Annotated in this window: 24 protein-coding genes and 1 pseudogene; 7 read left to right on the top strand and 18 right to left on the bottom strand. The window is 66.9% G+C overall.

Annotated elements, in window-relative coordinates; all coding sequences use genetic code 11:
• Positions 1-17: 17 nt before the first annotated feature.
• Together EV560_RS03360 and EV560_RS03355 are read right to left on the bottom strand one after the other, a co-directional pair.
• A complete protein-coding gene (locus EV560_RS03360; RefSeq protein WP_131853967.1) occupies positions 18-1,646 on the bottom strand; it encodes an acyl-CoA synthetase in 1,629 nt (542 codons plus the stop codon).
• A 103-nt stretch (positions 1,647-1,749) separates the two neighbouring features.
• Complete coding sequence (locus tag EV560_RS03355; protein ID WP_131853965.1) at positions 1,750-2,508, bottom strand: sulfite exporter TauE/SafE family protein; 759 nt, start codon at positions 2,506-2,508, stop codon at positions 1,750-1,752.
• A 173-nt stretch (positions 2,509-2,681) separates the two neighbouring features.
• On the opposite strand from EV560_RS03355, the gene EV560_RS03350 reads away from it, so the two are divergent.
• Positions 2,682-4,598 carry a propionyl-CoA synthetase gene (locus EV560_RS03350; RefSeq protein WP_131853963.1) on the top strand — a complete coding sequence of 639 codons (1,917 nt, stop codon included), beginning with the start codon at positions 2,682-2,684 and terminating at the stop codon, positions 4,596-4,598.
• A 188-nt stretch (positions 4,599-4,786) separates the two neighbouring features.
• Here the strand turns inward: EV560_RS03350 and EV560_RS03345 are convergent, their stop codons facing one another.
• On the bottom strand, positions 4,787-5,521 hold the full coding sequence (locus EV560_RS03345; RefSeq protein WP_131853961.1) for a DUF1013 domain-containing protein: 735 nt from the start codon (positions 5,519-5,521) through the stop codon (positions 4,787-4,789).
• A 604-nt stretch (positions 5,522-6,125) separates the two neighbouring features.
• Between EV560_RS03345 and EV560_RS36195 the strand changes: the two are divergent.
• Positions 6,126-6,341, top strand: a pseudogene (locus EV560_RS36195) (hypothetical protein); the annotation flags it as partial.
• 83 nt (positions 6,342-6,424) lie between these two features.
• On the opposite strand, the gene EV560_RS03335 reads toward EV560_RS36195, so the two are convergent.
• Positions 6,425-7,423, bottom strand: a complete 999-nt coding sequence (locus EV560_RS03335; protein WP_131853959.1) for an NAD(P)H-quinone oxidoreductase — start codon at positions 7,421-7,423, stop codon at positions 6,425-6,427.
• 227 nt (positions 7,424-7,650) lie between these two features.
• Here EV560_RS03335 and EV560_RS03330 point away from each other — a divergent pair, with 227 nt between their 5' ends.
• Together EV560_RS03330 and rcdA are read left to right on the top strand one after the other, a co-directional pair.
• The gene (locus EV560_RS03330) at positions 7,651-7,851 is read left to right on the top strand and encodes a DUF1192 domain-containing protein (RefSeq protein WP_131853957.1); all 201 of its coding nucleotides are present in this window, start codon (positions 7,651-7,653) and stop codon (positions 7,849-7,851) included.
• A 309-nt stretch (positions 7,852-8,160) separates the two neighbouring features.
• Positions 8,161-8,685: a protease adaptor protein RcdA gene (gene rcdA / locus EV560_RS03325; protein WP_131853955.1), complete on the top strand. Its 525-nt coding sequence runs from the start codon at positions 8,161-8,163 to the stop codon at positions 8,683-8,685.
• A gap of 106 nt (positions 8,686-8,791) precedes the next feature.
• Here rcdA and rpmE read toward each other — a convergent pair whose 3' ends face one another.
• Positions 8,792-9,025, bottom strand: a complete 234-nt coding sequence (gene rpmE / locus EV560_RS03320) for a 50S ribosomal protein L31 (protein ID WP_131853953.1) — start codon at positions 9,023-9,025, stop codon at positions 8,792-8,794.
• Between the two features lie 144 nt (positions 9,026-9,169).
• Here rpmE and EV560_RS03315 point away from each other — a divergent pair, with 144 nt between their 5' ends.
• Positions 9,170-10,948: an ABC transporter transmembrane domain-containing protein gene (locus EV560_RS03315; protein WP_131853951.1), complete on the top strand. Its 1,779-nt coding sequence runs from the start codon at positions 9,170-9,172 to the stop codon at positions 10,946-10,948.
• A 98-nt stretch (positions 10,949-11,046) separates the two neighbouring features.
• Here EV560_RS03315 and EV560_RS03310 read toward each other — a convergent pair whose 3' ends face one another.
• The gene (locus EV560_RS03310; RefSeq protein WP_131853949.1) at positions 11,047-12,219 is read right to left on the bottom strand and encodes an alpha/beta fold hydrolase; all 1,173 of its coding nucleotides are present in this window, start codon (positions 12,217-12,219) and stop codon (positions 11,047-11,049) included.
• Positions 12,220-12,352: 133 nt separating this feature from the next.
• On the opposite strand from EV560_RS03310, the gene EV560_RS03305 reads away from it, so the two are divergent.
• On the top strand, positions 12,353-13,147 hold the full coding sequence (locus tag EV560_RS03305; protein ID WP_131853947.1) for a bestrophin-like domain: 795 nt from the start codon (positions 12,353-12,355) through the stop codon (positions 13,145-13,147).
• Positions 13,148-13,240: 93 nt separating this feature from the next.
• Here the strand turns inward: EV560_RS03305 and EV560_RS03300 are convergent, their stop codons facing one another.
• The 8 genes from EV560_RS03300 to EV560_RS03265 all read right to left on the bottom strand — a co-directional run bounded on the left by EV560_RS03300 (position 13,241) and on the right by EV560_RS03265 (position 20,076).
• A complete protein-coding gene (locus tag EV560_RS03300; protein WP_131853945.1) occupies positions 13,241-13,525 on the bottom strand; it encodes a hypothetical protein in 285 nt (94 codons plus the stop codon).
• The gene (locus tag EV560_RS03295; RefSeq protein ID WP_131853943.1) at positions 13,522-13,824 is read right to left on the bottom strand and encodes a hypothetical protein; all 303 of its coding nucleotides are present in this window, start codon (positions 13,822-13,824) and stop codon (positions 13,522-13,524) included. The genes EV560_RS03300 and EV560_RS03295 overlap by 4 nt, the downstream gene beginning before the upstream one ends.
• Before the next feature lie 333 nt (positions 13,825-14,157).
• Entirely contained in the window at positions 14,158-15,174 is a 1,017-nt protein-coding gene (locus EV560_RS03290) for a peptidoglycan -binding protein (RefSeq protein ID WP_131853941.1), read from the bottom strand.
• A gap of 55 nt (positions 15,175-15,229) precedes the next feature.
• Complete coding sequence (locus EV560_RS03285) at positions 15,230-16,228, bottom strand: flagellar motor protein MotA (protein ID WP_248311868.1); 999 nt, start codon at positions 16,226-16,228, stop codon at positions 15,230-15,232.
• Positions 16,229-16,392: 164 nt separating this feature from the next.
• Complete coding sequence (locus EV560_RS03280) at positions 16,393-17,178, bottom strand: inositol monophosphatase family protein (RefSeq protein WP_131853939.1); 786 nt, start codon at positions 17,176-17,178, stop codon at positions 16,393-16,395.
• A 107-nt stretch (positions 17,179-17,285) separates the two neighbouring features.
• The gene (locus EV560_RS03275; RefSeq protein ID WP_131853937.1) at positions 17,286-18,275 is read right to left on the bottom strand and encodes a tetratricopeptide repeat protein; all 990 of its coding nucleotides are present in this window, start codon (positions 18,273-18,275) and stop codon (positions 17,286-17,288) included.
• Complete coding sequence (locus tag EV560_RS03270) at positions 18,272-18,928, bottom strand: thiamine phosphate synthase (protein ID WP_131853935.1); 657 nt, start codon at positions 18,926-18,928, stop codon at positions 18,272-18,274. Before EV560_RS03270 ends, EV560_RS03275 begins: the two co-directional genes overlap by 4 nt.
• Positions 18,925-20,076 (bottom strand): benzoate/H(+) symporter BenE family transporter, encoded by a 1,152-nt coding sequence (locus EV560_RS03265; RefSeq protein WP_131853933.1) that lies wholly within the window; start codon positions 20,074-20,076, stop codon positions 18,925-18,927. Before EV560_RS03265 ends, EV560_RS03270 begins: the two co-directional genes overlap by 4 nt.
• 205 nt (positions 20,077-20,281) lie before the next feature.
• Here EV560_RS03265 and EV560_RS03260 point away from each other — a divergent pair, with 205 nt between their 5' ends.
• Positions 20,282-22,285: a PhoX family protein gene (locus EV560_RS03260; protein WP_131853931.1), complete on the top strand. Its 2,004-nt coding sequence runs from the start codon at positions 20,282-20,284 to the stop codon at positions 22,283-22,285.
• A 99-nt stretch (positions 22,286-22,384) separates the two neighbouring features.
• On the opposite strand, the gene EV560_RS03255 is transcribed toward EV560_RS03260, so the two are convergent.
• The 4 genes from EV560_RS03255 to EV560_RS03240 all read right to left on the bottom strand — a co-directional run bounded on the left by EV560_RS03255 (position 22,385) and on the right by EV560_RS03240 (position 25,732).
• The gene (locus tag EV560_RS03255; RefSeq protein ID WP_131853929.1) at positions 22,385-22,705 is read right to left on the bottom strand and encodes a low molecular weight protein tyrosine phosphatase family protein; all 321 of its coding nucleotides are present in this window, start codon (positions 22,703-22,705) and stop codon (positions 22,385-22,387) included.
• A gap of 52 nt (positions 22,706-22,757) precedes the next feature.
• Entirely contained in the window at positions 22,758-23,840 is a 1,083-nt protein-coding gene (fba, locus tag EV560_RS03250; RefSeq protein WP_131853927.1) for a class II fructose-bisphosphate aldolase, read from the bottom strand.
• Between the two features lie 240 nt (positions 23,841-24,080).
• A complete protein-coding gene (locus EV560_RS03245; protein ID WP_131853925.1) occupies positions 24,081-25,274 on the bottom strand; it encodes a phosphoglycerate kinase in 1,194 nt (397 codons plus the stop codon).
• Positions 25,271-25,732, bottom strand: coding sequence for a hypothetical protein (locus tag EV560_RS03240; protein WP_131853923.1), 462 nt, complete (start codon positions 25,730-25,732; stop codon positions 25,271-25,273). The genes EV560_RS03245 and EV560_RS03240 overlap by 4 nt, the downstream gene beginning before the upstream one ends.
• Positions 25,733-25,774: the final 42 nt, after the last annotated feature.

The following is a 25,774-nucleotide window of genomic DNA, read 5'->3' as shown; positions in this document are numbered from 1 at the left end:
ATGCTTTAAGCACCGCGTCAGAGGCCCCGCGCCGTCTCGCGCAGCCGGAATTTCTGGATCTTGCCGGTCGAGGTTTTCGGAATCTCGGCGAAGAGCACCGTCTTCGGGCATTTGAAGGCGGCAAGATGCTCGCGGCACCAGGCGATGATCTCGGCCTCGGTCGCGCTGCGGCCGGGCTTGAGCTCGATGAAGGCGCAGGGCGTCTCGCCCCATTTCTCGTCGGGCTTCGCGACCACCGCGGCGGCCTGCACGGCTGGGTGCTTGTAGAGCGCGTCCTCGACCTCGATCGAGGAGATGTTCTCGCCGCCGGAGATGATGATGTCCTTCGAGCGGTCCTTGAGCTGGACATAGCCGTCGGCATAGCGCACGCCGAGATCGCCGGAATGGAACCAGCCGCCGGCGAAGGCGGCCTGCGTCGCCTTGGGGTTCTTGAGATAGCCCTTCATCACGACATTGCCGCGCATCATGACTTCGCCGAGCGTCTCGCCGTCGCGTGGCACGGGCTGCATCGTCTCGGGATCGAGCACCTCGAGCCCTTCCAGCGCCGGGTAGCGCACGCCCTGGCGCGCCTTCAGCGCCGCCTGCTCGGGGCCGGAGAGCGCGTCCCAGTCGCGGTTCCAGTCGTTGACCACGGAGGGGCCGTAAGTCTCGGTCAGCCCGTAGAGATGCACGACCTCGAAGCCGGCCTGCTTCATCGCGGCCAGCACGGCCTCGGGCGGAGGGGCGGCGGCGGTGAAGAACGAGACCGTGTGCGAGAGCTCGCGGCGCTCCTCGGGCGGGGCGTTGACCAGCAGCGACATCACGATCGGGGCGCCGCAGAGATGGGTGACGCCATGATCGGCGATGGCGTCGTACATCGCCTTGGCGCGGACCTGGCGCAGGCAGACATGGGTGCCGGCGAGGATCGAGATCGACCAGGGAAAGCACCAGCCGTTGCAATGGAACATCGGCAAGGTCCAGAGATAGACCGGGTGCTTGGCCATGGAGCAGGTCACGACATTCGAGGTCGCGAGCAGGCTGGCGCCACGATGGTGATAGACCACGCCCTTCGGGTCGCCGGTGGTGCCCGATGTATAGTTCAGCGTGATCGCGTCCCATTCATCATCCGGCATGGCCCAGGCATGGTCCTGGTCGCCGGTGACGAGGAAATCCTCGTATTCGATCGTGCCCAGCCGCTCGCCCGGCCCGTCATAGACCGGGTCGTCATAGTCGATGACCAGGGGCTTGACCTTGCAGAGGGCGAGCGCCGCCTTGACCGTACCAGAGAATTCGCGGTCGGCGATCAGCACCCTGGCCTCGCCATGGTCGAGCGAGAAGGCGATGATCGCGGCGTCGAGCCGGGTGTTCAGCGTGTTGAGCACGCCGCCGGTCATCGGCACCCCGTAGTGGCATTCGAGCATTGCGGGCGTGTTGGGCAAGAGCGCCGCAACCGTGTCGCCGCGGCCGATGCCGTGCCTGGCAAGCGCGGAGGCGAGGCGGCGCGAGCGGGCGTAGAACTCGGCATAGGAGCGCCGCAGCGGGCCGTGGATGATCGCGGTGTGATCGGGGAAGACGGCGGCTGCGCGCTCGAGGAAGGTCAGCGGCGTCAGCGGCTGGAAATTCGCCGGATTGCGGTCGAGGTCGATATCATAGGCCGTGCTCGTCATCGGGGCGCCCCATGCCGTCTTCTGCAGCAGGATTAGCTGCTTGCGGGTTCAGGGGTAATCCATCCCTTTTTCCGATAGGGCGCAATCGGCGCCGGCATCGCGATCACAGGTGGAAGCCGTGAAAGCCGTCGAAGATCAGCTTCACTCCGACGGCGATCAGGAGCCAGTAGATGATCGTGTAGAATCGCTCTGCCGGCACCCGCCGCACCAGCCAGACGCCGGCCAGCGTCGACAGGATCGCGAGCGGAAAGAGCGCCGCGGACGCGGCGAGATTCTCATGGGTGAACTGGCCGAGCGCGATATAGGGGCCGACCTTCATCAGGTTGAGCAGCGCGAAGAAGATCGCGCCCGTGCCGACGAAGACCGGCGGGGAGAGGCGCTGCGGCATGACATAGATCTGGAAGGGCGGACCGCCGGCATGGGCGATCATGCTGGTGAATCCGCAGACCGCGCCCCAGATGGTGCCGGGCAGGAACGCGGCTTTCCTCACCGGCCGAGAGGTCTTGCCATCGGCGAAGAGCCGGCGGGCGGCGAAGGCGATCGAGATGACGCCGACGGCGAGGCCGACTGCGGCATCCGAGACCCGCGACGCCAGCAGATAGCCGGCGAGCACGCCGATGAGGGCGCCCGGCATCAGGGTGATGAGATTGCGCTTGTCGAACTCGCGGCGATAGGCCCAGACGCTGACCATGTCCTGGACGATCAGGATCGGCAGCATGATCGCCGCCGCCCGGACCGGCGAGACCACGAGCGCCATCAGCGGCAGCGAAAGCAGCCCGAGCCCGGAGAAGCCGCCCTTGGCCAGGCCGAGCAGGATGACGGCGGGCACCATGGCGGCGAGATAGGCGGGATCAAAGCTCATGGCCGGTTCGGGATTCCGGCCTGCAACGGCCGCAAGAGGAGAGGCGAAAGTTTTACGGCGCACGCGCTTGCACGGGCTGGGGCGAGCGAGCACGATCCGCCCAAAACGCCCCTGCCGGAGCCGGCATGCCGCAAGGGGTTTAGGTCAGAATCCGGCGAAGAGGAACACGTCCGATGAATGCCCCGCATGCAAGCCGCTACCAGGAGACCTATGCGCTCTGGCAGCGTGACCCGGCCGCGTTCTGGGCTGAGGCCGCGCAGGCGATCGAATGGATCAGGCCGCCGCAGCAGATCTTCGATGGGCAGGCCGGCGTCTATGGCCGCTGGTTCCCGGACGCGACCTGCAATACCTGCTTCAATGCGCTCGACCGACATGTGCGCGATGGCCGCGCCGCTCAGCCGGCGCTGATCTATGACAGCCCGGTCACCGGGACGAAGGCGAGCTACAGCTACGCGGACTTGCTCGGCGAGGTCGCAGCGCTTGCCGCCGTGCTGCAGGATCTCGGCGTCGGCAAGGGCGACCGGGTCATCATCTACATGCCGATGATCCCCGAGGCGGTCTTCGCCATGCTTGCCTGCGCCCGGCTGGGGGCGGTGCATTCGGTGGTGTTCGGCGGTTTCGCCGCCAAGGAACTGGCGACGCGCATCGACGATGCCGCGCCCAAGCTGGTGCTGACCGCCTCATGCGGCATCGAGCCGACGCGCGTCGTCGAGTACAAGCCGCTGCTCGACGGGGCGCTATCGCTCGCGTCGCATAAGCCGGAGGCCTGCCTCGTACTGCAGCGGCCGCAGGCGGAAGCCTCGATGCATGTCACGCGCGACCGGAACTGGCGGGCGCTGGTCGCTGCCGCCAAGGCCAATGGGCGCAAGGCCGATTGCGTCGAGGTCGCCGCCACCGATCCGCTCTACATCCTCTACACCTCCGGCACGACCGGGCGGCCCAAGGGCGTGGTGCGCGACAATGGCGGCCATCTCGTCACCCTGAAATGGACGATGGAGAATCTCTATGGCGTCAAGCCGGGCGAGGTCTTCTTCACCGCCTCCGATGTCGGCTGGGTCGTCGGCCATAGCTACATCGTCTATGCGCCGCTGCTGCATGGCGCGACCTCGGTGCTCTATGAGGGCAAGCCGGTGGGCACGCCCGATCCCGGCGCCTTCTGGCGGGTGATCGAGGAGCACAAGGTCGTGGCGCTGTTCACCGCGCCGACGGCTTTCCGCGCCATCCGCAAGGAAGACCCGCAGGCAAAGCACCTCGCCGGGCGTGACCTCTCGCATTTCCGCGCGCTCTTCCTCGCCGGCGAACGGGCCGATCCCGACACGCTGAAATGGGCCGAGGAGGTGCTGAAGGTCCCTGTCATCGACCATTGGTGGCAGACCGAGACCGGCTCCTGCATCGTCGGCAATCCGCTTGGCCTCGGCCTGCTGCCGATCAAGCACGGCTCTCCGACCGTGCCGATGCCGGGTTATGAGATCTCCTGCCTGGATGAGGCTGGCAAGCCGGTTCCCGCCGGCACGATGGGCGCGATCGTGATCAGGCTGCCGCTGCCGCCGGCCTGCCTGCCGACGCTCTGGCAGGACGACCAGCGCTTCCGGGAAGCCTATCTCTCGGCCTTCCCCGGCTATTACACGACCTCGGACGCCGGCTATATCGACGAGGACGGCTATGTCTTCATCATGGGCCGCACCGACGACATCATCAACGTGGCCGGCCACCGGCTCTCGACCGGCGGCATGGAGGAGGTGCTGGCCTCGCACCCGGCCGTGGCCGAATGCGCCGTGGTCGGCATCAGGGACGCGCTCAAGGGCGAACAGCCCTGCGGTTTCGTGGTGTTGAAGGCCGGCGTGAGCCTGGCCCCGGCGGAGATCGAGCGCGAACTCGTCGCGCTGGTGCGCGACAAGATCGGCCCGGTCGCCGCCTTCAAGCTGGCGCTCACGGTGAACCGTCTGCCGAAGACCCGCTCCGGGAAGATCCTGCGCGCGACGATGAGGAAGATCGCCGATGGCGAGGATTATGCGATGCCGGCGACGATCGACGACCCGGCTGTGCTGGACGAAATCGGTGTGGCCCTGAAGGGCAGGGGGCTGGGGTAGAGCTTTTGCTTTATCGCATTTCCTTCACGCGAACCGGTGCCAATTTCGCTCGAAAATGCTCCGGAGCCGGATCCGATCAGGTTGAAGCAACCTGATCGGTGAATCCGCCTCTCAACGATCGATAGAGAACGCAAACGGGCCGGAGGAGTGCTCCGGCCCGTCGGCATTTTCAGCGCTTGGTGAGGTTCTCAGTCCTCGTCGTCCTCGTCTTGCGGCGAGCGCTTGAGCTGCTTCAGCTTGGCGAAGACGGAATCGACGTCGATCTCCGCCTCTTCCTGGCGCTTCGGCTTGCTCATGTCGGCGAAAGGCTGGCTCGCGGGAGCGGCCGGCGGCTCGGGAGCGGTCGTCTCCTCGGCCGAGAGCAGGGTCGAGCCGGCTTCCGCCAGCGCGGCCGGGCGGTCCTTGGCGGCGCGGCCGACCTCGAAATCGAGATCGATCTGCGAGCACAGGCCGAGGCTGACCGGGTCGATCGGCGTCAGCGTCTGGGCGTTCCAGTGCGTCCGGTCGCGAATCTGGGCGATGGTCGACTTGGTCGTGCCGATCAGCCGGATGATCTGGGCGTCCTTCAGCTCGGGATGGTTGCGCAGCAGCCAGAGGATCGCGTTCGGGCGGTCCTGGCGCTTCGAGACCGGGGTGTAGCGCGGGCCCTTGGCGCGCTTGATCTCCGGCACCTTGACCTTGCGCTCGGCGAGCCTGAGGTGGTGGTTCGGGTCCTTGGCGGCGCGCTCGAGCTCCTCGCGGGTGAGCTGGCCGGAGGTGATCGGGTCGAGGCCCTTGATGCCGGCGGCGACTTCGCCATCGGCGATGCCCTTCACCTCGAGCGGGTGCAGTTTGCAGAACTCGGCGATCTGCTCGAAGGTCAGGGACGTGTTTTCCACCAGCCAGACCGCAGTGGCTTTCGGCATCAGCGGGGTTTGTGACACGGATTCTCTCCTGAATCTCGAATGCCGGCCGTCAGGGCCGGAACAGCGTCGCAGACAATAGCTTTCATGCGCCGACCGGCCTCCCCGGCCGGCCATCCAAATCATCGACGATGAGTGGGATAGCCCGGGTTATAGGCAAAGCCGTGATGGCTGTCCACGAAAAGCGTGCGGACGCGCAGGGCAGGTGGCTTCGTCACGTTTCCCGCGAACAGTCCCCGGCTCGCCTGTGATTGCAGCGGCAGAATGGCGCCTCGTCGCCCGAGGCGTCGACAGCGACGTCGACGAAGGTCTAACCTGCAGCAGGTGAAGGACGCTGGGCAGACCTCGAAAGCGGGAGGTTAGATTGCGCAACAACCTAAAGCTGAAATCGCTATTCCTGTTGATCGCCTTCATGGCGAGCCTGGTTCCGCCTCTCGTCGGACTTGGATCGGCGGAGGCGCAGGGTCGCTCCTCCGGACGGGATATCTCGCGCGGGCGGGATGTTTCACGTCAGAATGTCCGCGGCGCCCGGCAGGGGAACGTTCAGCGGGCGCATCGGGGCAGCCGGCAGCAGGTGAACCGCTCCCGCCGCCCGCCCTCGCATGTCTATCGTGGCCATAGGGGTCGTACTGTCGTGCGGCACAGGCCAGGGCGTGTGGTCGTGGTCAATCCCCGTCGTCACTGGAGCCGAGGCGGCGCGGTGGCGGCAGGAGCGGCAATCGGTTTCATGGCGGGTGCGGCCGCGGTTTCGCTGGCGGGGCCCGCTCCGCGGGCCGGATATTGCTGGTACTACACCACGCCGGCACGGACGACGGGGTTTTGGGACTGGTGTCCTCGCTGAGACCGAATGCGACTGGGCAGCCGGGCTCCGAATAGTCGGGGCTCGGCCTGCCAGGTCATCATGGCGCCGGATGCGCGGGTCGTTCAGACCGTCAGCACGATCTTGCCGATATGGGCGTTGCTCTCCATCAGCCGATGGCTCTCGGCCGCCTGGGCCAGCGGGAAGGTCTGGTGGATCACCGGCTTGCAGCGCCCTTCCGCAAGAAGCGGCCAGACCTTCGTCTCCAGCTCGGCGGCGATGGCGGCCTTCTCGGCGATGGTGCGCGGGCGTAGCGTCGATCCGGTATGGACGAGGCGCTTCAGCATCAGGCGGCTGAAATTCACTTCGCTCTTGGGGCCGTTGAGGAAGGCGATCTGGACGATGCGGCCGCTATCGGCGGCGGCTTCGTAATTGCGGTTGATATAGTCGCCGCCGACCATGTCGAGGATTACGTTGACCCCGCGCCCTCCCGTCGCCGCCTTGGCGGCGGCGACGAAATCCTCGTTGCGGTAGTTGATGGCATGATCGGCGCCGAGCTCGCGGCAGGCGGCGCATTTGTCATCCGATCCGGCGGTTGCGAGCACGGTCGCGCCAAAAGCCTTGGCGAGCTGGATCGCTGTGGTGCCGATGCCCGACGTTCCGCCATGGACCATGAAGCTCTCGCCGGCCTTCAGCCCGCCGCGCTGGAAGACATTGGTCCAGACGGTGAAAAAGGTCTCCGGGATGGCGGCCGCCTCGGTCAGCGTCAGGCCGGCCGGGACGGGCAGGGCGTTGCTCTCGTGCACGACGGCATATTGCGCATAGCCGCCGCCGGCGACGAGGCCGCAGACCTGATCGCCCAGCTGCCAGCGCCGCACGCCGTCGCCGAGCGCGACGACCGTGCCGGCGAATTCGAGGCCGGGAATATCGGAGGCGCCGGGCGGCGGATTATAGCCGCCGAGCCGCTGCAGCACGTCGGGCCGGTTGATGCCGGCTGCCGCAACCGCGACGAGGATCTCGCCCGCGCCGGGCTTTGGCACGGGGCGCGTCTGCGGCTTGAGCACGTCCGGCCCGCCGGGGGCGTCGAAGCCGATCGCGGTCATGGTCTCGGGCAGGCTGGTCATCTCGGCAATCCTGTTTTCTGGCGTGATATCGCCCGGCGCGGCCGGCTCGTTCGGCTGGCATAATGCTCATATGCCAGCGCCGCCGCCAGAGCGCGACCGTTCGCGTTCGCGCAAAGTCGCTCAGGTTCCTTGCCGTAACGGCCAGCCTGAATTGCAGCCCGGGTGATTTCACCTTGGCGCAGAGCGTTCTAGTATGGCCGCCGTCATTGTCCAGAAACGAGGCAGCCATGTCGATATTCTCAGATGACGACCGGCCAGCGCCGAAGCCGCTCCACCAGCTCGGACAGGACCTCTCAATGCTGTCGCTCTCGGAGATCGACCAGCGCATCGAAGCGCTGAACGCCGAGATCGAGCGGCTCAAGGACATGCGGACAAAGAAGGATGCTTCGCGCTCAGCCGCCGACTCCTTCTTCCGCAAGCTGGGTTGACCCGAAACGGGGCAAACATTTCGACAACCGAACGAAGGCGTTAACCGGCGCTTAACGATTCCAAAGTATGAATCGCATTGTCCAGTTTGTCTGGATGTCGAGTGGCTCCTGCCCACTCTGTTTGACGCCTCCCTGTTGACCTTCGAGCCGCCTTCGGGGCGGCTCTTTTTTCGTCTCCTAGCGCCGTTAAGGTTAACAACACCTTACCGTATCTCCGGCGCGCAGCGGCGCTATCCTTGCGGTGTTGGCGGCATCTGGCTGAGCGGCGTACCGGACGCGCACAGCCGCGTGCCGATTGGAGACACCGCGATGAACGACATGACGCTGCTGAAGCCCGATCAGGATGAGGGGGCGATCTCTTTCGCGCGCGGCTTCGTCAAATCGGATGCATTCATGCTGCTGTTCCGCGAGGGGATGGGGCTGGTCGAGCAGACCGCGAGCTATCTCGACGGTCCGGGCCGGTCCGATTCCGCTGCGCTCCCGCGCGAGGTCGCGCTGACCTATGCGACCGAGAGCATGCGCCTGACCACACGCCTGATGCAGATCGCCTCCTGGCTGCTGGTCCAGCGCGCCGTCGCCGAGGGCGAGATGACGGCCGAGCAGGCGCGCACCGAGAAGAACAAGGTCAAGATCGCCGAGCCGCTGCTGACGCCAGCCCATGAGGCGGATCGCCTGCCGCAGGCGCTGCGCGACCTGGTCGCCCATTCCGTGCGCCTGCAGGACCGTATCCGCCATCTCGAAGGGCTGATGTCGGGCACCGTGAAGGAAGAGCGGCCCAACCCGGTGCAGAGCCAGCTCGAGAGCCTCCAGGCCCGGCTGGGCATGTTGCGCTGAGCCATGGCGCCGCGACCAATCGCCGCCCGAAACGCAAAAAGCCCGGCCGATGAGGCCGGGCTTTTTGTTGTCGAAGTGGCGCGATCGACGAGCGATCGCGTCCGAATTACTTCTTGCCGAGGGCGCTCAGCGCGCCGAAGCGCGAATTGAAGCGCGAGACGCGGCCGCCGCGGTCGAGCAACTGAGCCGAGCCACCGGTCCAGGCCGGGTGGGTCTTCGGGTCGATGTCGAGGTTGAGGGTGTCCCCCTCCTTGCCGAGCGTCGAACGCGTGAAGTATTCGGTGCCATCGGTCATGACGACCTTGATGGTGTGGTAGTCGGGATGGATGCCGGTCTTCATGGCGAAATCCTCAATCGTAAGCGGGCACGGTCTTAACCAGGCAGAGCTGGCCGGCCCGTCGAACAATTCGTATGAGCCTGTCGTGAAGTCGCGTGCCCATAGCGCAGGCGAGCCGGCAGCGCAAGCATGACAGGATAATGAAGCGTGGCCGATAGCCCCGAAAACGAGAAAAAGACGCGGCCCGATTTCCGCTCGCTCTCCGCCTTCTGGCCCTATGCGCTCGCCCAGAAGGGACGGATCGGCCTCGCCATCATCGCGCTGATCGTCGCCTCCTGCGCGACGCTGGCCTTGCCGCTGGCAGTGCGACGCGTCATCGATGTCGGCTTTTCCGGCGGCGACCAGCATCTTGCCAACAGCTATTTCATCATGCTGGTCGGTATCGTCGCCGTTCTGGCGCTGGCGAGCTCGGCGCGCTTCTATCTCGTCATGACGGTCGGCGAGCGCATCGTCTCGGATGTGCGCAGCGACGTCTTCACGCATCTGACCAGGCTTGAGCCGGCTTTCTTCGATTCGAGCCGGGCAGGCGATCTCGTCTCGCGCCTGACCGCCGACACCACGCAGATTAAATCGACCTTCGGCTCGACCGCCTCGATCGCGTTGCGCAACGGCATCATGGTGCTCGGCGCCATCGGGCTGATGATCGTCACCAGCCCGCAGCTCTCGGCCATCGTCATCGCGGCAATCCCGCTGATCGTGGTGCCGCTCGTGCTCTCCGGGCGCTCGGTGCGCAAGCGAGCGCGAGCAGCGCAGGATCGGCTCGCGGATACCTCCGCCTTCGCCTCCGAGGCGGTCGGCGCGATCCGGACCATGCAGTCCTTCGGGGCCGAACGGCAGACAGCCGGCGCCTTCACCAAGGCTTCGGACGAGGCCTATGACGCCTCGCGTTCCGCCACCGCCTCGCGCGCCATCCTCTCGGGCGTCGCGATCTTCCTGGTCAGCGCCAGCGTGGTCTGGGTGCTCTGGACCGGCGCGACCGAGGTTTTCGCCGGCCATATGACGACCGGGCGGCTGTCGCAGTTCGTGCTCTATGCGGTGCTGGCGGCAAGCTCGCTCGGCCAGCTCTCCGAGGTCTATGGCGAGTTCTCTGCCGCTGCCGGTGCCGCCGGGCGGCTCGGCGAGATCCTCGCCACCAAGCCGGTCATCGCCGCGCCGCCGAACCCCAGGCGCATGCCGGATCCGTCGCTTGGCGAGCTCGCCTTCGAGCATGTCTCCTTCGCCTATCCGAACCGCACGGCCTCCGCGCTGCATGATCTCTCGTTCAGCATCCGGCCCGGCGAACGCGTCGCGCTGGTGGGCCCGTCCGGAGCCGGCAAGAGCACGGTGCTGCAACTCGCCCTGCGCTTCTACGATCCCGCCTCCGGCCGCGTCACGGTCGATGGCGTCGCCGGGCCCGAGGCCGATCCGTCCGCCTGGCGCGAACGCTTCGCCCTGGTGCCACAGGAGCCGACAGTGTTCGGCGTCTCCGTGCGCGACAACATCGCCTATGGCCGGCCCGATGCCAGCCGCGAGGAGGTCGAGCAGGCGGCACGCCTGGCCGCTGCCGACGGCTTCATCCGCGACCTGCCCGATGGCTATGACACGATCGTCGGCGAGCGCGGCGTCACGCTTTCGGGCGGCCAGCGCCAGCGTCTCGCGATCGCGCGCGCGGTCTTGAAGGACGCGCCGATCCTGCTGCTCGACGAGGCGACCTCGGCGCTCGATTCCGAGAGCGAGCGGGCCGTGCAGGATGCGCTCGATCGCTTGATGCAGGGCCGCACCACGCTGGTCGTCGCGCATCGCCTTGCCACGATCCTCTCGGCCGACCGCATCCTGGTGATGGACGAAGGCCGCGTCGTCGAGGAGGGCAGCCATGCCGAGCTCAAGGCCCGCGGCGGGCTCTATGCCAGGCTGGCGGCTCTGCAATTCGGGCTCGAAGCCGCTTAGAGCTTTTCCGCGCTTCTTCGAAACGCAGAAATACTCTATCTCTTTGTTTTAACGCATTTTCTTCACGCGAACCGGCATCCACTTCGCTCGAAAATGCTTTAACGTCCCACGCAATTGCTCGGCGGCGGCCGGCCGGCGAAGCGATCGGCCATCCAGGCGACAGCGGCATCGGCACTGTCGCGCGCGGCGAAGAGATGGCCGACATCGGGCAGCCAGTCGAGCTCGACGGCGCGCCCGGCCCGGCATTGCCTGGTGGCGTAGTCGCGCGTGACCTGGGGGCGCACCAGCGTATCGGCAGTGCCCTGGGCCAGGAAGAGGGGCACGCCGCGCGGCAGCAAGCCAGGCGTGTTGCGGGCGAGCAGGGAGCGCCAGGGCTCCTGCGTGGCGAAGCTCTCGGATTTGAGGAAGCTGCGCTCAAGTGCGCTGGTCGGGGTCAGGCGGGCGAAGACGTCGAAGATGCGCTCGATGCACTCACCCGCCAGCTCGTCGACGACCGGGATGGCCTCCGGCGTGACCACGGCGGTGATCGGCGCGTTGTAGACGCGCGACCAGGACCAGAGCGTCATCGCCGTGAGGTTCCGCCCGCCGGAGGTGTCGATGTCGGCGGCGAGCAGGGGGGCGAGCTCGGTTGCGGGCGCGGCGGCGGCGACGCCGACGAGCTTCAGTTCAGGCGCGTATTGCCGTGCCAGGGTTCCGGTGAAGAGAGCGGCCTGGCCGCCCTGCGAATGGCCCCAGACGGCAAAATTGCTGCCGGCCTGAGCCCCCGGCAGCGCGCGGGCGGCGCGGACCGAATCGAGTACGGCCCGGCCCTCGCTGATGCCGACCAGATAAGGATGCGGGCCGGGCATGCCGAGGCCGGGATAGTCGGTGGCGGCGACGACATAGCCGCGCGCCAGCATGGCACCGAGACCCTGGACCGTGTTGAAGAAGATGTTGGCGCGCGAGGGGGCGCATTGATCCTCGACGCCGGAGGTCGGATGGGCCCAGGCGACCACTGACCGTCCTCCGGCCGGCGCCGGCGTGGCGGGCACGATGACGACGCCCGAGACCGGGATAGGCCGGCCGTCGAGCCTGGTCGAGCGGTAGATGATGCGATAGGCGCTGGCGCCGTCCGGCGCGCCCGGCAGGGGTTGGATACGCAGCAGGGTCCCGGGGCGCCCTGACCTAAGGTCGAGGCCTGACGGCGCATAGAAATCGGACTGTGCCCGGGCATTCGAAGGAGCGCTTATCTGGACAAGGCAAAGCATCAGCGCGAAGACGAGTTGGCGCATCGATTGTCTCCGGGCGTCCGGCCATGTCCTGAGCAGTGCAGCTTGAGGATGAGGGCTGCAGGTCCATTGCGACCCTGGCATCTTTCCGGATCGATGGCCATGCGCCGCCTCCCGGACGAAAGGAACGCGTCACATGTCTGAGGTGCTCTCGGCCCTGATCTTCTGCGGGTTGCTCAGCGCCAGCGCGATCTTTGGCGTGCTGCTGCGTGGCTGGCTGCCCGAGGAGCACCTCACCGAACGCAACATTGAAGCGCTGCGGCTGGTGACGAGCCTGCTCGTCACCTTCGCGGCGCTGGTGCTCAGCCTGCAATTGTCCAGCGGCAAGGCCGCTTTCGACATGTCCTATCGCGACCGCAACGCCGATGCCGGGCAACTCGCCCAGCTCGACCAGTGCCTGCGCGAATATGGGCCTGAGGCCGAGCCGACCCGCCAGAAGCTGCGCAGCTACACCGCGGCGGTGATCGCCAGCACCTGGCCGGACGAGCCGAAGCCGCAGGGCGTCAGCTACCCCGACACCTCCACCATGCCGCGTCAGGGCGAGAGCTCGGCGCTGACCGTGCTCATGCGCGAGATCAGCCGGGAGATCAACGCGCTCGACGCGCCGGATACGCTGCGCCGCAACCTCGCTGCGGAGTGCCGCGACAGTTTCGCCGAGTTCCGGCAGAAGCGCTGGGCGGTGATCGAGGACGGGCACGGCACGCAGACCAACATCTTCATCAATGTCGTGGTCTTCTGGCTGATGCTGGTCTTCGTCTCCTTCGGCCTGCAGGTGCCGCGTAAGCTTCTGGCGGCCGTGGTGCTGGCGATCGGCGTCGTCTCGATCTCGAGCGTGATGTTCGTGATCGTCGACCTGGAATGGCCCTATAGCGGCCTGTTCGGCATTCCCAGCGACTCGATGCGCAATGCGCTGGCGGCGATGAGCCGGTAGCAGCCTGCCGGTCCTTTGCGGGCTTCGCCCGTGCTTCCCGGCATTGTGGTGCGCTGCGCCGGTGTTCAGAAGCGTTGTCGAGAGAGCGGGGACTCAACGCATCCGCTGGAACGAGGCATCATCCGGCTTCGGAGCAGCCCAGTCACCCTGTCCATTCCGCATGCAATTCGCGAGGCGCATGATGTTGAGAGGCAGAAGCAGGCAATGGAGCAAGAGCACCGGCAAGAGGTTCAATAGCGCGCCATAGGCGATGAAAAGCAGGTTGGCGAGGATGGCGGCCGCGCGCAGCGACCTCATTCGCCTGCAGGAAAATGCCGCCAGAGTCATGCCGGATGCGAAAAAGCCGATCGCATCGGCGATACCATCCGGCGCGGTCACTGCTGATACCCCTGGTCGCTCAGCGCTTCCAGAACGACGGCGAAGAGGTGCAGCATCCGCTGCGGATCGTCACCGCCACAGCGCTTGCCGAGTATCTCGGTGAGCCCGTTCATCGCCGATGCGTCGTCGGCCGACAGAACGCCGGTTCCGCTATTGAGTCGGACCGCGTTCAGCACATGGTCACGCCAAGCGTAGCAGGCTGTCGCAAATTGCTGCTGATCGAGTGGAGCGGCGGTTTGGGCGTGGAGCAAAGAGCTGCACGCGGCAAGCGAGACAAGTGCAGCAGCGAGACGGCGCATCGGTCTCTCCTGAATGCTGGCTTGGCTGGAGCTCGGATTAAATCGGGTGGTTCCGGCAGGCCCCACCAACTTCGTGCTCCCGTCCGTGCTGACGCTCCTGGGCGGATGACAAGCCAATCGTCCAGGCGCTGCGTTGCATAGCCGGATTGGCCGAGGGCTGACTGTGTTTCGGGTCACAGACAGTCGTTGCGGTGGCGGTTCCCGTCATCGCCGCGATGTGCTTGAAACCACTGCAGCAGGCTTGTCTATCGTCGCTCAAACGGCAGAGTCATGCCGTAGAAGGTTGAGGACCTGAGCGATCGGCAGGTAACAGGTGCCTGGAGCTCGGGGGCCTCAGCGCTCCGTGATCTTGAACTCGATCCTGCGGTTGCGCCTGTAGGCGTCGTCCGTCGTCGCGACGTCGAGCGGCTGGAATTCGCCGAAGCCGGTTGCGGCGATGCGGTCGGCCGGGAGGCCGCGGGAGATCAGGTATTCCACCACCGAGACGGCGCGCGCCGTCGAGAGCGCCCAGTTCGAGGGGAACTGCGGCGAGCGGATCGGACGGGCGTCGGTATGGCCGTCGACGCGCAGGATCCAGGGGATGTCGGGCGGCATCTCGCGGCCGAGATCGGTCAGGATCGACGCGAGCTTGTCGAGCTCGGTCTTGCCCTCGGGCTTCAGGACAGCCTGGCCGGCGTCGAAGAAGACCTCGGACTGGAAGACGAAACGGTCGCCGACGACGCGGATGTCAGGCCGGGTGCCGAGCACCTGGCGCAGCCGGCCGAAGAAGTCGGAGCGATAGCGCGCCAGTTCCTGCACGCGCTGGGCCAGCGCGACGTTGAGGCGCGAGCCGAGCTCGGAAATGCGCGTCTGCGATTCCTTGTCCTTGGCCTCGGAGGCGGAGAGGGCCTCCTCAAGCGCCGCGAGCTGGCGGCGCATCGCGGAGATCTGCTGGTTGACGAGATCGACCGTCGACTGGGCACGGGCCGAAAGCTGCTTCTCCTGATCGAGCGCCTTTTGCTGCTCGGCGAGCTGGGCCGGATAATTGCCGTTCTGGGCGGCGAGCTGGTCGGAGATGCGGCTGCGCTCGGCCTGCTCGCGCGTCAGCGTCGACTGCATGAGCTGCAGGCTCTCCTGCGCCTGGCGGTTGGAGGAGCGCTCCAGGGCGAGCAGGTCGGTCAGCTCGGAGATCTGGCGGTTGAGCCGCTCGAGCGCGCTGTCCTTGCCGGTCAGCTCCTGCGACAGGAAGAACTGTCCGAGCACGAACACCGAGAGCAGGAAGACGATGCTGATCAGCATCGTCGAGAGCGCATCGACGAAGCCGGGCCAGAAATTCGGCTGCTCACGGCGATGGGCGCGCGACAGGGCCATTGCTATCGAAGCTCCACGAGGTCAGGGGCGATCATCGACGGGGTCCGTGGCGCGATCATGGCTCGTTGACATGGCTGGAGGTCAGGCGCTCGATCAGGCGCTTCAGGTCCTTCTCGCGGGCGGCCTGGGCCTCGACCCAGTCGCGGATCAGCTGCTGCTCGGCGCGCATATGCTGTACGAGGCCCTGCACGCCCTCGGCGAGGTTGGAGAGGGCCTGGGTGGCGGCGCGGTTGTTGGGGCCGTCAGCGAGCGCCGCGGTGAGCTGGTCGAGCCGCTCGCCCAGCGCATTGTCGATCGCAGCGGCGGCGGCCGGCGCGGCCACCAAGCTGCGCGTCCCGAGCCAGCTCTCGACCTCGTTGCGAAAGCGGCGCTGCGCCTGGCCGACCTGCAATTCCAGGAAGCCGAGGATGAGCGAGCCGGCGATGCCGAAGAGCGAGGCCGAGAAGGACAGGCCCATGCCGGCGAGAGGCTTGGACAGGCCGGCCTTGAGCTCGTCGAAGAGCACGCCGGCCTCCGCACCGGTGCGCAGGCCGTTGATGACGCCGCCGACCGAGCCGACCGTGTCGAGCAAGCCCCAGAAGGTGCCGAGCAGGCCGAGGAAGACGAGCAGGCCGGCGAGATAGCGCAGCACTTCGCGGCCGTCGTCGAGCCTGACTGCGATCGATTCGAGCACGGTCGCGGCCTGGGCCGGGGCGAGCGTGCGCTTCTCCAATGCCGGCAGGACCGAGCCGAGCGGCGCGATGACCTGGCTGCGCTCGACCTCGGCATGGGCCGGGTTCTGGGCGAGGATGGTGGCGGCGCGGGCCTCGCTATAGAGCCGCCAGAATTCGCGCAGCGCGACCAGGATGCCGACTGCGAGCGCGCCGACGATCAAGCCGTTCAGGCCGGGATTGGCCATGAAGGCGTCGACCAGACCGCGATGCAGGATATAGCCGAGGAAGCCGATCAGGGCGAGAAACAGGACCGCGCGAACGACGTAACGCACCGGACGCGAGAAGCGGGTGGTATCCCGAGCTATCGCGGCCATATCGGCCGCGCTGTCCGCTTTCATCATGCCCCGTCTTCCGTTCGCCACAGGCCGGACCGGATCCGGCTCTCAATCATGCCTTGCCGCGCCAGGAGACTGTCGCCTCCCGTCACGTCAGGATCAAGCGCGAAAGAACAAAGATATATGTCAACCGCTTGTATCGACTTGGCCGTGGCGGCCCGGGGGACGCCTCAGATAGCCTTCAGCGCGGCGCGCAGGGCCTGCTCGCCGGCCTCGTTGCCGCAGATCACGTCCTTCGCGCTGGTCGGCTGCTTGCCGTCGAGCGTGCCGAAGGTGCCGCCCGCCTCGCGGATCATCACCGCGCCGGCGGCGAAGTCCCAGGTGTTGAGGCCGCGTTCCCAGTAGGCATCCATGCGCCCGGCCGCGACATAGGCGATGTCGAGCGCGGCGGAGCCCATGCGGCGGACATTGGCGAAGCGTGGCATCACGGCGGCAAGCTCGCGCAGGAAGAGCGGGTGGCCGCCCTTGCCGATATGGGGCACGCCCATGCCGATCAGCATCTCGGCGGGCTCGCGCCGGCCGGAGACGCGCATGCGGCGGTTGTTGACATAGGCGCCCTTGCCCTTCTCGGCGATGAAGAGCTCGTCCTTGGCGGCATCGTAGACCACGCCGGCGATGAACTGGTTGTCGCGCTCCAGCGCGACCGAGATGTTCCAGTGCGGGATGCCGCGCAGGAAGTTGTGGGTGCCGTCGAGCGGGTCGATATGCCAGCGGTTGCTCTCGTCCGTGCCGTGGACGACGCCGCTCTCCTCCATCACGAAGCCGTAGCCGGGCCGGGCCTTCTCCAGCGACTCGCGCAGGATCTGCTCGGCCTTGTGGTCGGCCTTGGAGACGAAGTCGCCCGGCCCTTTGGCGAGCACCTGCAGGTTCTCGACCTCGCCGAAATCGCGCTTGAGCGAGCGGGACGCCTTCATCACGGCGTCGGTCATCACGGTCATCAGGGGGGAACGGATCATGTCATACCTCAAGCGCACATCGGCGCAGGATCGTGCAGGCAGCAGGGCCAACGGGTTTCAAAAAGCGGTCGGGTCCACGCGATGGCGCGGACCCGCTTGTTCCGCAGTCACTTGCTTGGCTGGCTCGGTGTAGTCAAGGCCGTGGTCAGCGAGGTGCTCTCGATACGCTGGGCGGCGAGTTGCGCGGCGCGGTTGAGCTGCTCGGGCGTGAGGCCGTCGATGAGTTTGTCGAGCGTCTCGTCGTTCAGGCCCTGGGCGCGGGCCGCAAGATGCCAGGCGGCGGCCTCGGCGGTATCGGGATTGATGCCGCGGCCGGCCTGGTAGAGCCGGGCCAGGCGGTTCTGGGCGATGGCGTTGCCCTTGTAGGCGGCGCGCAGGAAGAGCTTGGCGGCGCCGGTCTCGTTCTTGGCGACGCCGACGCCGTTGAAGAGCATGATCGCGTATTCGACCTCGGCCGCGACGACGCCGTTCCTCACGGCCTTGGCCATCCATTCGGCCGCCTTCGTCTCGTCCTGCTCGACCCCGCGCCCCTGGCGGTGGAGGATGCCGAGAGCATATTGCGCCTCGCCGATATCGGCATCGGCGGCGATCTGCAGGCTGGCGATGGCGCGTTGCGCGTCCGTGCTCTGGCCCGTCGCAAGCAGGGCGAGGGCGAGATTGTAGTTGGCGAAGGGGTGACCGGCCTTGGCGGCGCGCTCCAGCAGCATGCCGGCGCGCGTATCGTCCGGCTGGGTGCCGCGGCCCTCGAGCAGGGCGAGGGCCAGCGCATAGGCGGCATTGATGTCGCCGAGCGCGGCTGCGCGCTCGTACCATTCGGTCGCGGCCTTCTGGTCGGGTGCGATGCCGAGGCCCTGGCGGTAGATCTCGCCGAGCAGGGTCATGGCGGCGGCGTCGTTATGGTTGGCCTCGACGCGTTTCAGCGCCTCTTCCTGGGCGCGGCGGTAATGGCCGGTCTGATAGGCGCCATAGGCGAGGTCGGCATTCGGCCCGGCGGTCGTCGCCGGTGCAGGCGCGGATGGAAGCGTCGGAATTTGCGCGGCCGCGGCCTGAGCCAGCACGAGCCCGGCGAGCACCAGCGCACGCCGCAGCCCGTTCATCGCGCCGCCGCCTTGCGGGCCGCAAAGGCGGCGATGGCGGCATTGGCCTGCTCGACCAGCGCGCGGATGTCCTGGCTCTCGTCGAAGGCCCATTCGCCGAGTGCGACGAATTCGGCGCCGGTCTCGACCAGCGGCGTGATCGCGTCGGCAGCGGGCACATAGGCGACGCAGGGGGTCTCGAAGATCTCGGCCCACCAGGCGGCGCGCTCGATCACCGCCGGCAGCGGCGGCATCGTGCCGTCCGGGCGCGGCTCGCCGAACATGACGTAGTCGACGCCGGCCTCGCCGACATCCATGGCGTCATGGCGGGCGCGCAGGCCGCCGGCGCCGATGATGCGCTCGTCGCGCAGGCTCGAGCGGGCCTCGGCCACGGCTTCCGGTCCCTCCGTGAGATGGACGCCGTCGGCGCCGCCGCGCGTCGCGATCACCGCCGGTCCCTCGACGACAAGGGCGACATTGTTGGACTGGACGGGGCCGCACAGGCGCTTGACGCGCTCGATGCGGCTGCGTTCGTCGCCCTCGGCCAGGCGCAGCAGCACGGCCGCGACATCGCCGCCGGCGAAGGCCTGCATCAGGCGAAAGGAAATGGCCTCGGCATCCGCCACCGGGGGCGTGACGAGCATGAGTCGGGTCGGTGCGGTTGTCGTTGTCATGATCTTGCGCGCAAACGGCCCGCCAGCGCGTCCAATGTCAAGACCGCAAGCCCTGCAACCAGACTCCAGAAGGCCGAGCCTATGCCGAACAGCGAAAGACTGGAAGCGGCGACGGAAAAGGCGATGACCGCGGCGAAGCGCTCGGCATCCTTCGCCATAGCCTGGGCGAGGGCGCCGGTGAGCGAGCCGACGAGGCCCAATCCGGCGACCGCGACGATCAGCGGCTTGGGCATGGCGACGATCAGCGCCAGCAGCAGGCCGGCGGTCGCGGCGATCAGCAGGTAGAGGCCGCCATAGACGATGCCTGCCTTCCAGCGCTGCTTCGGATCGGGATGGGTGTCGGCGCCGGTGCAGATCGCAGCGCTGATCGCCGCCATGTTGACCATATGGGCGCCGGTCGGGGCGGTGACGAAGGACATCAGCCCGGTGACGAACAGGCAGGATGATGTCGGCGGGTTGTAGCCGGCGGCGCGCAACACGGCGAAACCGGGCAGGTTCTGAGCGGCCATGGTGACGAGATAGAGCGGGATGCCGATGCCAATGATCGCCGTCGCATCGAAACGCGGCCAAACGAGGACGATCTCAGTCAAGGCCGGCAAGCCGGGCAGGGTGGCGGCGCCCGTGCCGAAGCTGAAGGCCAGCCCGGCGAGCAGGGCTGCGATGACCCCGAGAAACGGATTGAGCAGGCGCGCCAGCAGGAAAACGCCGAGCGGCAGCAGGACGAGCACGGGCGCCAGCCGCATCTGGTCGAAGACGGCGACGACGAAGCGGAAGATCACGCCGGCAAGCATGGCGGAGGCGATGCTCATCGGGATGCGCTCGATCAATGTGCCGAGCGGCTTGAAGGTCGCGGTCAGCATGATCAGGGCCGCGGCCGCGAGGAAGGCGCCGACTGCGGTCGCAAGGTCGAAGCCGCTCACAGCCGCGATCAGCGCCGCGCCCGGCGTCGACCAGGCGCAAATGATCGGCAGGCGGTGGCGCCAGGACAGAAAGATGCTGGCGAGGCCCTGGGCGATGGCGAGCCCGGCGACCCAGGACACGGTCTGGGCTTGCGTCGCGCCGATGGCCTGCGCGGCCGAGAGCACGACGGCGACAGAAGCGGCGAAGCCGACAAAGGCCGCGACAATGGCGGAGAAGACGATCGTCATGGCTGTTCTTGCGGTCGTGGCGCTGCTGGCAGCGTCTGAAGGGCCGTAGAGCACCGCCCTTCAATCAGAAAAGCCGTTCGTCCGGAAGAGGATGAATGAAGCCGGCTCATGCAGCTGGCGTCTGTCACCGACCTGTCAAGGCGCGAATCTAGTTTCGATTCGGTCTAATCGTAATCCTATAACATAACCGAAAAGGGACGCGACCATGAGCGCCGACGACATCCCGGAATCCCGCTTTGCTGCCAGCATGCTCGAGCATGCCGATGCTCCGCCGCAGAACCCGACCGACAACGCCACGATGGGCGAGCTGATCTCGCTGCGCTTCTCGCGCCGTGGCCTGATCAAGGGCGCGCTGGCTGTCTCGGCGATCTCTGCGACGGTCGGCACCGTGGCGCTGACCAGCGCCGAAGAAGCCAAGGCGCAGGCCGGCGGCTCGGCCTTCGCCTTCAAGGAGGTCGAGGCCGGCGTCGACGCCAACCATCATGTCGCCGAGGGCTATGACGCCAACATCCTGCTGCGCTGGGGCGACCCCCTCTTCCCCGACTCGCCGGCATTCGACCCGGCCAAGCAGACGCCGGAGGCCCAGGCCAGGCAATTCGGCTACAATAACGACTATGTCGGCTATACGCCGATGCCGGGCACGGCCGATCCCGCCGGCCACGGCCTGCTCTTCGTCAATCACGAATACACCAACCCGCATCTGATGTTCCCGGGCGTGGTGACGATCAAGGACGGCAAGCCGGTGCTGGCCAACGCCACCAAGGAGCGTGCGGCGATAGAGATGATGGCGCATGGCGCGACCGTGGCCGAGATCCGCAAGAGCAACGGCAAATGGGCGCTGGTGAAGGATTCGCCGTATAACCGGCGCATCACGGTCGCGACCGAGATGGAACTGACCGGTCCGGCCGCCGGTAGCGAGCGCGTCCGGACCAATGCCGACCAGAGCGGCAAGAAGGTGTTCGGCACGCTGAACAACTGCTCGGGCGGCCTGACGCCCTGGGGCACGTTCGTCACCGGCGAGGAGAATTTCCACGGCTATTTCTCCGGCCAGCTACCGGAGGGCCATCGCGAGGCGGCCAATTACAAGCGTCTCGGCCTGCCCGATTCGACCTATGCCTGGGGCCGGTTCGAGGACCGGTTCGACCTCGCCAAGGAGCCGAACGAGGCCAACCGCTTCGGCTGGGTGGTCGAGGTCGACCCGCTCGACCGCAACTCGGTGCCGAAGAAGCGCACCGCCCTCGGCCGCTTCAAGCATGAAGGCGCCGACAATGTCGTGGCCAAGGACGGTCGCGTCGTCTTCTATCTCGGCGACGATGAGCGCTTCGACTATGTCTACAAGTTCGTGACCGCCGGCCGGTTCGATCCGAACGACCGCGCCGCCAACATGAGCCTGCTCGACACGGGCACGCTCCATGTCGCGAAGTTCTCGGCCGATGGCGGCGTCGAATGGCTGCCGCTCGTCTTCGGCCAGGGACCGCTGACCGCGGCGAACGGCTTCCAGAGCCAGGCCGACGTGCTGATCGAGACCCGCCGCGCCGGCGACCTCTTAGGGGCGACCAAGATGGACCGGCCGGAGGACATCCTGCCCAACGGCGTCACCGGCAAGGTCTACGTGATGCTGACCAACAACACGGCCCGCACTGACGCCCAGGTCGATGCCGCCAATCCGCGCGCCAAGAACGCCTTCGGCCATATCGTCGAGATCATCGAGGACGGCGGCGATTTCACCGCGCTGAAGGGCAGGTGGGAGATCCTGCTGAAATGCGGCGACCCTTCCGTCGCCGCGGTCGGCGCCACCTTCTCGACCGAGACGACCAAGAACGGCTGGTTCGGCATGCCCGATAATTGCGTGACCGATACGGCCGGCCGGCTCTGGGTCTCGACCGACGGCAATAACCTTCGCGAGACCGGCCGGACCGACGGGCTCTGGGCGGTCGATACCGAAGGTGCGGCGCGCCGGACCTCGAAGCTGTTCTACCGTGTGCCGCATGGCGCCGAGCTCTGCGGCCCCTGCTTCACGCCGGACGACACCACTGCCTTCGTCGCCGTGCAGCACCCCGGCGATGACGGCCCGGACTGGCCGGCCTTCGGCCGCCGTTCCTATTACGAGGATCTCTCGACGCGCTGGCCGGACTTCAAGGACGACATGCCGGTCCGGCCGTCCGTGGTGGCGATCACCAAGCGCGGCGGCGGCAAGATCGGCGTTTGACCTCCGACCGTCTGCTGAAACGAGAACGCCCGGCGCTAAGCCGGGCGTTGCATTTCAACGGCAATCTCACCCTGTTGGGCCGTCCTTGGCGCTCGACCATCAGGGCAGCAAGCGGCCAACCTTGTGTTCGAGCAGACGAACAAGGGCCGGATCCATGAACTCGTAGTCATCCGGAATATCGAGACAGACGAGCCGCGCCTTGAGATGTTTCTTGAAGCGCCGCTGCAGCTTGTTGCGATGCTCTTTCTCCATGACGAAAATAATGTCGGCCCATGCCACGAGCTCGGCCGTGAGCGGTGTCTCGGCATCGTTGTTCGTTCCGGCCGACGCGACCTCGATGTCGCTCCGTGTCGAGAAGACCTGCTCGGCCGTCGGGCTGCGCAAACGATTCTGGCTGCAGACGAACAGCACCTTCTTCATCGCCGAAGGCCGTCCCGGTGCAGGCTACGGCAGGACCGGGACGGCATCTTGATCAGGCCGCCTTCTGCTTGCCGAAGGTCGGGTCGAGCTCGCCCTTGGCGTAGCGCTTGGCCATCTCGGCGGTGGTCGCGATGCGCTTGATCTTCGAGGCCTGGCCGGCGGTGTTGAATTCCTGCAGGCGCAGGGTGCAGAGCTTGGTCATGGCCTCCATGGCCGGCTTCAGATACTTGCGCGGATCGAACTCGCCGGGGTTCTCGGAGAGGATCTTGCGGATCTGGCCGGTCATCGCCATCCGGTTGTCGGTGTCGATGTTGATCTTGCGGACGCCGTGCTTGATGCCGCGCTGGATCTCCTCGACCGGCACGCCCCAAGTCTGGGGCATCTTGCCGCCATACTGGTTGATGATGTCCTGGAGGTCCTGCGGCACCGAGGAGGAGCCGTGCATGACGAGGTGCATGTTCGGCAGCTTCTTGTGGATCTCCTCGATGACATGCATCGCCAGGATCGCGCCGTCGGGCTTGCGGGTGAACTTGTAGGCGCCGTGCGAGGTGCCCATGGCGATGGCGAGCGCGTCGACCTTGGTCTCGGCGACGAATTTCACGGCCTCGTCCGGGTTGGTCAGGAGCTGGTCATGGCTGAGCTTGCCCTCGAAGCCGTGGCCGTCCTCCTTCTCGCCCTCGCCGCTCTCGAGCGAGCCGAGCACGCCGAGCTCGCCCTCGACCGAGATGCCGCCGAGATGGGCCATGTCGGTGACGGTCTTGGTGACGCCGACATTGTAGTCCCAGTCGCCCGGGGTCTTGCCGTCGGCCTTGAGCGAGCCGTCCATCATCACCGAGGTGAAGCCGGCTTGGATCGCGGTCATGCAGGTCGCGGGCTCGTTGCCATGGTCGAGGTGAACGCAGACCGGGATATGCGGGTAGATCTCGGTGACCGCGTCCATCATGTGCTTGAGCATGATGTCGTTGGCGTAGCTGCGGGCGCCGCGCGAAGCCTGGATGATCACGGGGGCGTCGGTGGCGTCGGCCGCGGCCATGATCGCCAGCGCCTGCTCCATGTTGTTGATGTTGAAGGCAGGCACGCCGTAGTCGTTCTCGGCGGCGTGATCGAGCAATTGGCGCAGGGTGATGCGGGCCATGTGGTCCTCCCGGTTCGGCTCAAAACGTCAGGGAGGGTTTAGTGCGAATATGCGGCAATCGTAAAGCGGGGGCGCAGCATCATCGCCCGTTCACGGTTAAGCGTGGTTCAGGATTAGCCTTCAGCTCTTCCAATGGCTTGGCGCGAACGTCTTGGCGCGGGCTGCCGTTCTTCATAGGCCAGGCCAAGGCTGCCGGCGCCCAGGAATGCAGCGCCCGCAGCCTCATGGCCTGAGACGGCTTCAGTCCTTCCGCAGCGCCTCGACGCCCGGCAGTGCCTTGCCTTCCATCCATTCGAGGAAGGCGCCGCCGGCGGTTGAAACATAGGAGAGGTCGTCGGCCACGCCGGCATGGTTCATGGCCGCGACGGTGTCGCCGCCACCCGCGACCGCGACGAGCTTGCCGGCCTTGACGCGCTCAGCCACGGCCTTGGCGACGGTGACGGTGGCCGTGTCGAAGGGCTTGAGCTCGAAGGCGCCGAACGGGCCGTTCCAGACCACGGTCTTGACGTGGTCGAGCTTGAGCACGACCTCGGCGACGCTGAGCGGGCCGGCGTCGAGGATCATCTCGTCGGCGTCGACCTCGGTTACGGGCACGACGCGATGGCCGGGATTGGCCTTGAATTCACGCGCGACCAGCGCGTCGACGGGCAGCAGGATCTCGCAGCCGGCGGCCTTGGCCTTCTCCTCGATCTCGCGGGCGGTGCCGACGAGGTCATGCTCGCAGAGCGACTTGCCGACATCGACGCCGCGCGCAGCGAGGAAGGTATTGGCCATGCCGCCGCCGATGGCGAGGACATCGACCTTCCTGACGAGGTTGCCGAGCAGGTCGAGCTTGGTCGAGACCTTGGCGCCGCCGACGATCGCCATGACCGGGCGGGCGGGATTATCGAGGCCGGCGGAGAGTGCCTCGAGCTCGGCCTGCATGGTGCGGCCGGCATAGGCCGGCAGGACATGGGCGAGGCCCTCGGTCGAGGCATGGGCGCGATGGGCGGCCGAGAAGGCGTCGTTGACGAAGAGATCGCCATTGGCGGCGAGCGCCTTGACGAAGTCCGGATCGTTCTTCTCGTCTCCGGCGTGGAAGCGGGTGTTCTCGAGCAGCAGCACCTCGCCGTTCTTCGCGGCTGCGATGGCCTTGGCGACGTCCTCGCCGATGCAATCGTCGACGAAGATCACGGGCTGGCCGAGCGCATGGGCCAGAGCGGGCACGACCTGCTTCAGGCTGTTCTTGTCGTCGCGGCCCTTGGGCCGGCCGAAATGCGCGAGCAGGACGACCTTGCCCCCCTTTTGCGAGATCTCGCGGATGGTCGGCAGGATACGCTCGATGCGGGTGGCGTCGGTGACCTTGCCGTCCTCCATCGGGACATTGAGGTCTACGCGGGTGAGGACGCGCTTGCCGGCGAGCTGGGCGTCGTCGAGGGTCCGGAAGCCGCTCACGGCAGCAGCTTCTGCATGACGCCCGGCACGCCGAATTTCAGCACCAGGATGGTCAGGATGACGGTGAGGACCGCAGTGATGATCGCCGTGGTGAAGAGCGTGGCGGCGCGCGGCGTGGCATCGACCCGGCTGCGCAGGGAGGCGACCTCGTCGCGGATGCTGGCGAAATCCATCGTGCCGGCGGCGGCGTCGACCTTGTGGGCGCTGCGCTCCAACGAAGCCTCGGCGCGGGTCAGCACCGCCTCGTAGCGGGCGAACTTTTCCTCGATCCGGGCCGTCTTGTCCTCGATGCGGGAGAGCTGGTCGAGCTTGCGCGGCTCATTGACCACCGGCGTGACCTCGACTGCAGCCGGCTGGGTGAAGACGGGCGGTGGCGAAGGGGGCGCAGCAGGCGGGGGAGCGGCCGGCTCGACAGGGACTGGGGCAGGGGCGGCGACGGTCGGCTCGATCTTGGTCATAGGCTCTCCGCTCATTCGGGGAGGATGGCGCCCGGCCGCGCG

It is taken from the genome of Allobosea sp. BK604 (assembly GCF_004341515.1).
GTDB lineage: Bacteria > Pseudomonadota > Alphaproteobacteria > Rhizobiales > Beijerinckiaceae > Allobosea.
The sequence above is the reverse complement of the archived record's forward strand: the minus strand, read 5'-3'. Positions and strand labels throughout refer to the sequence as shown.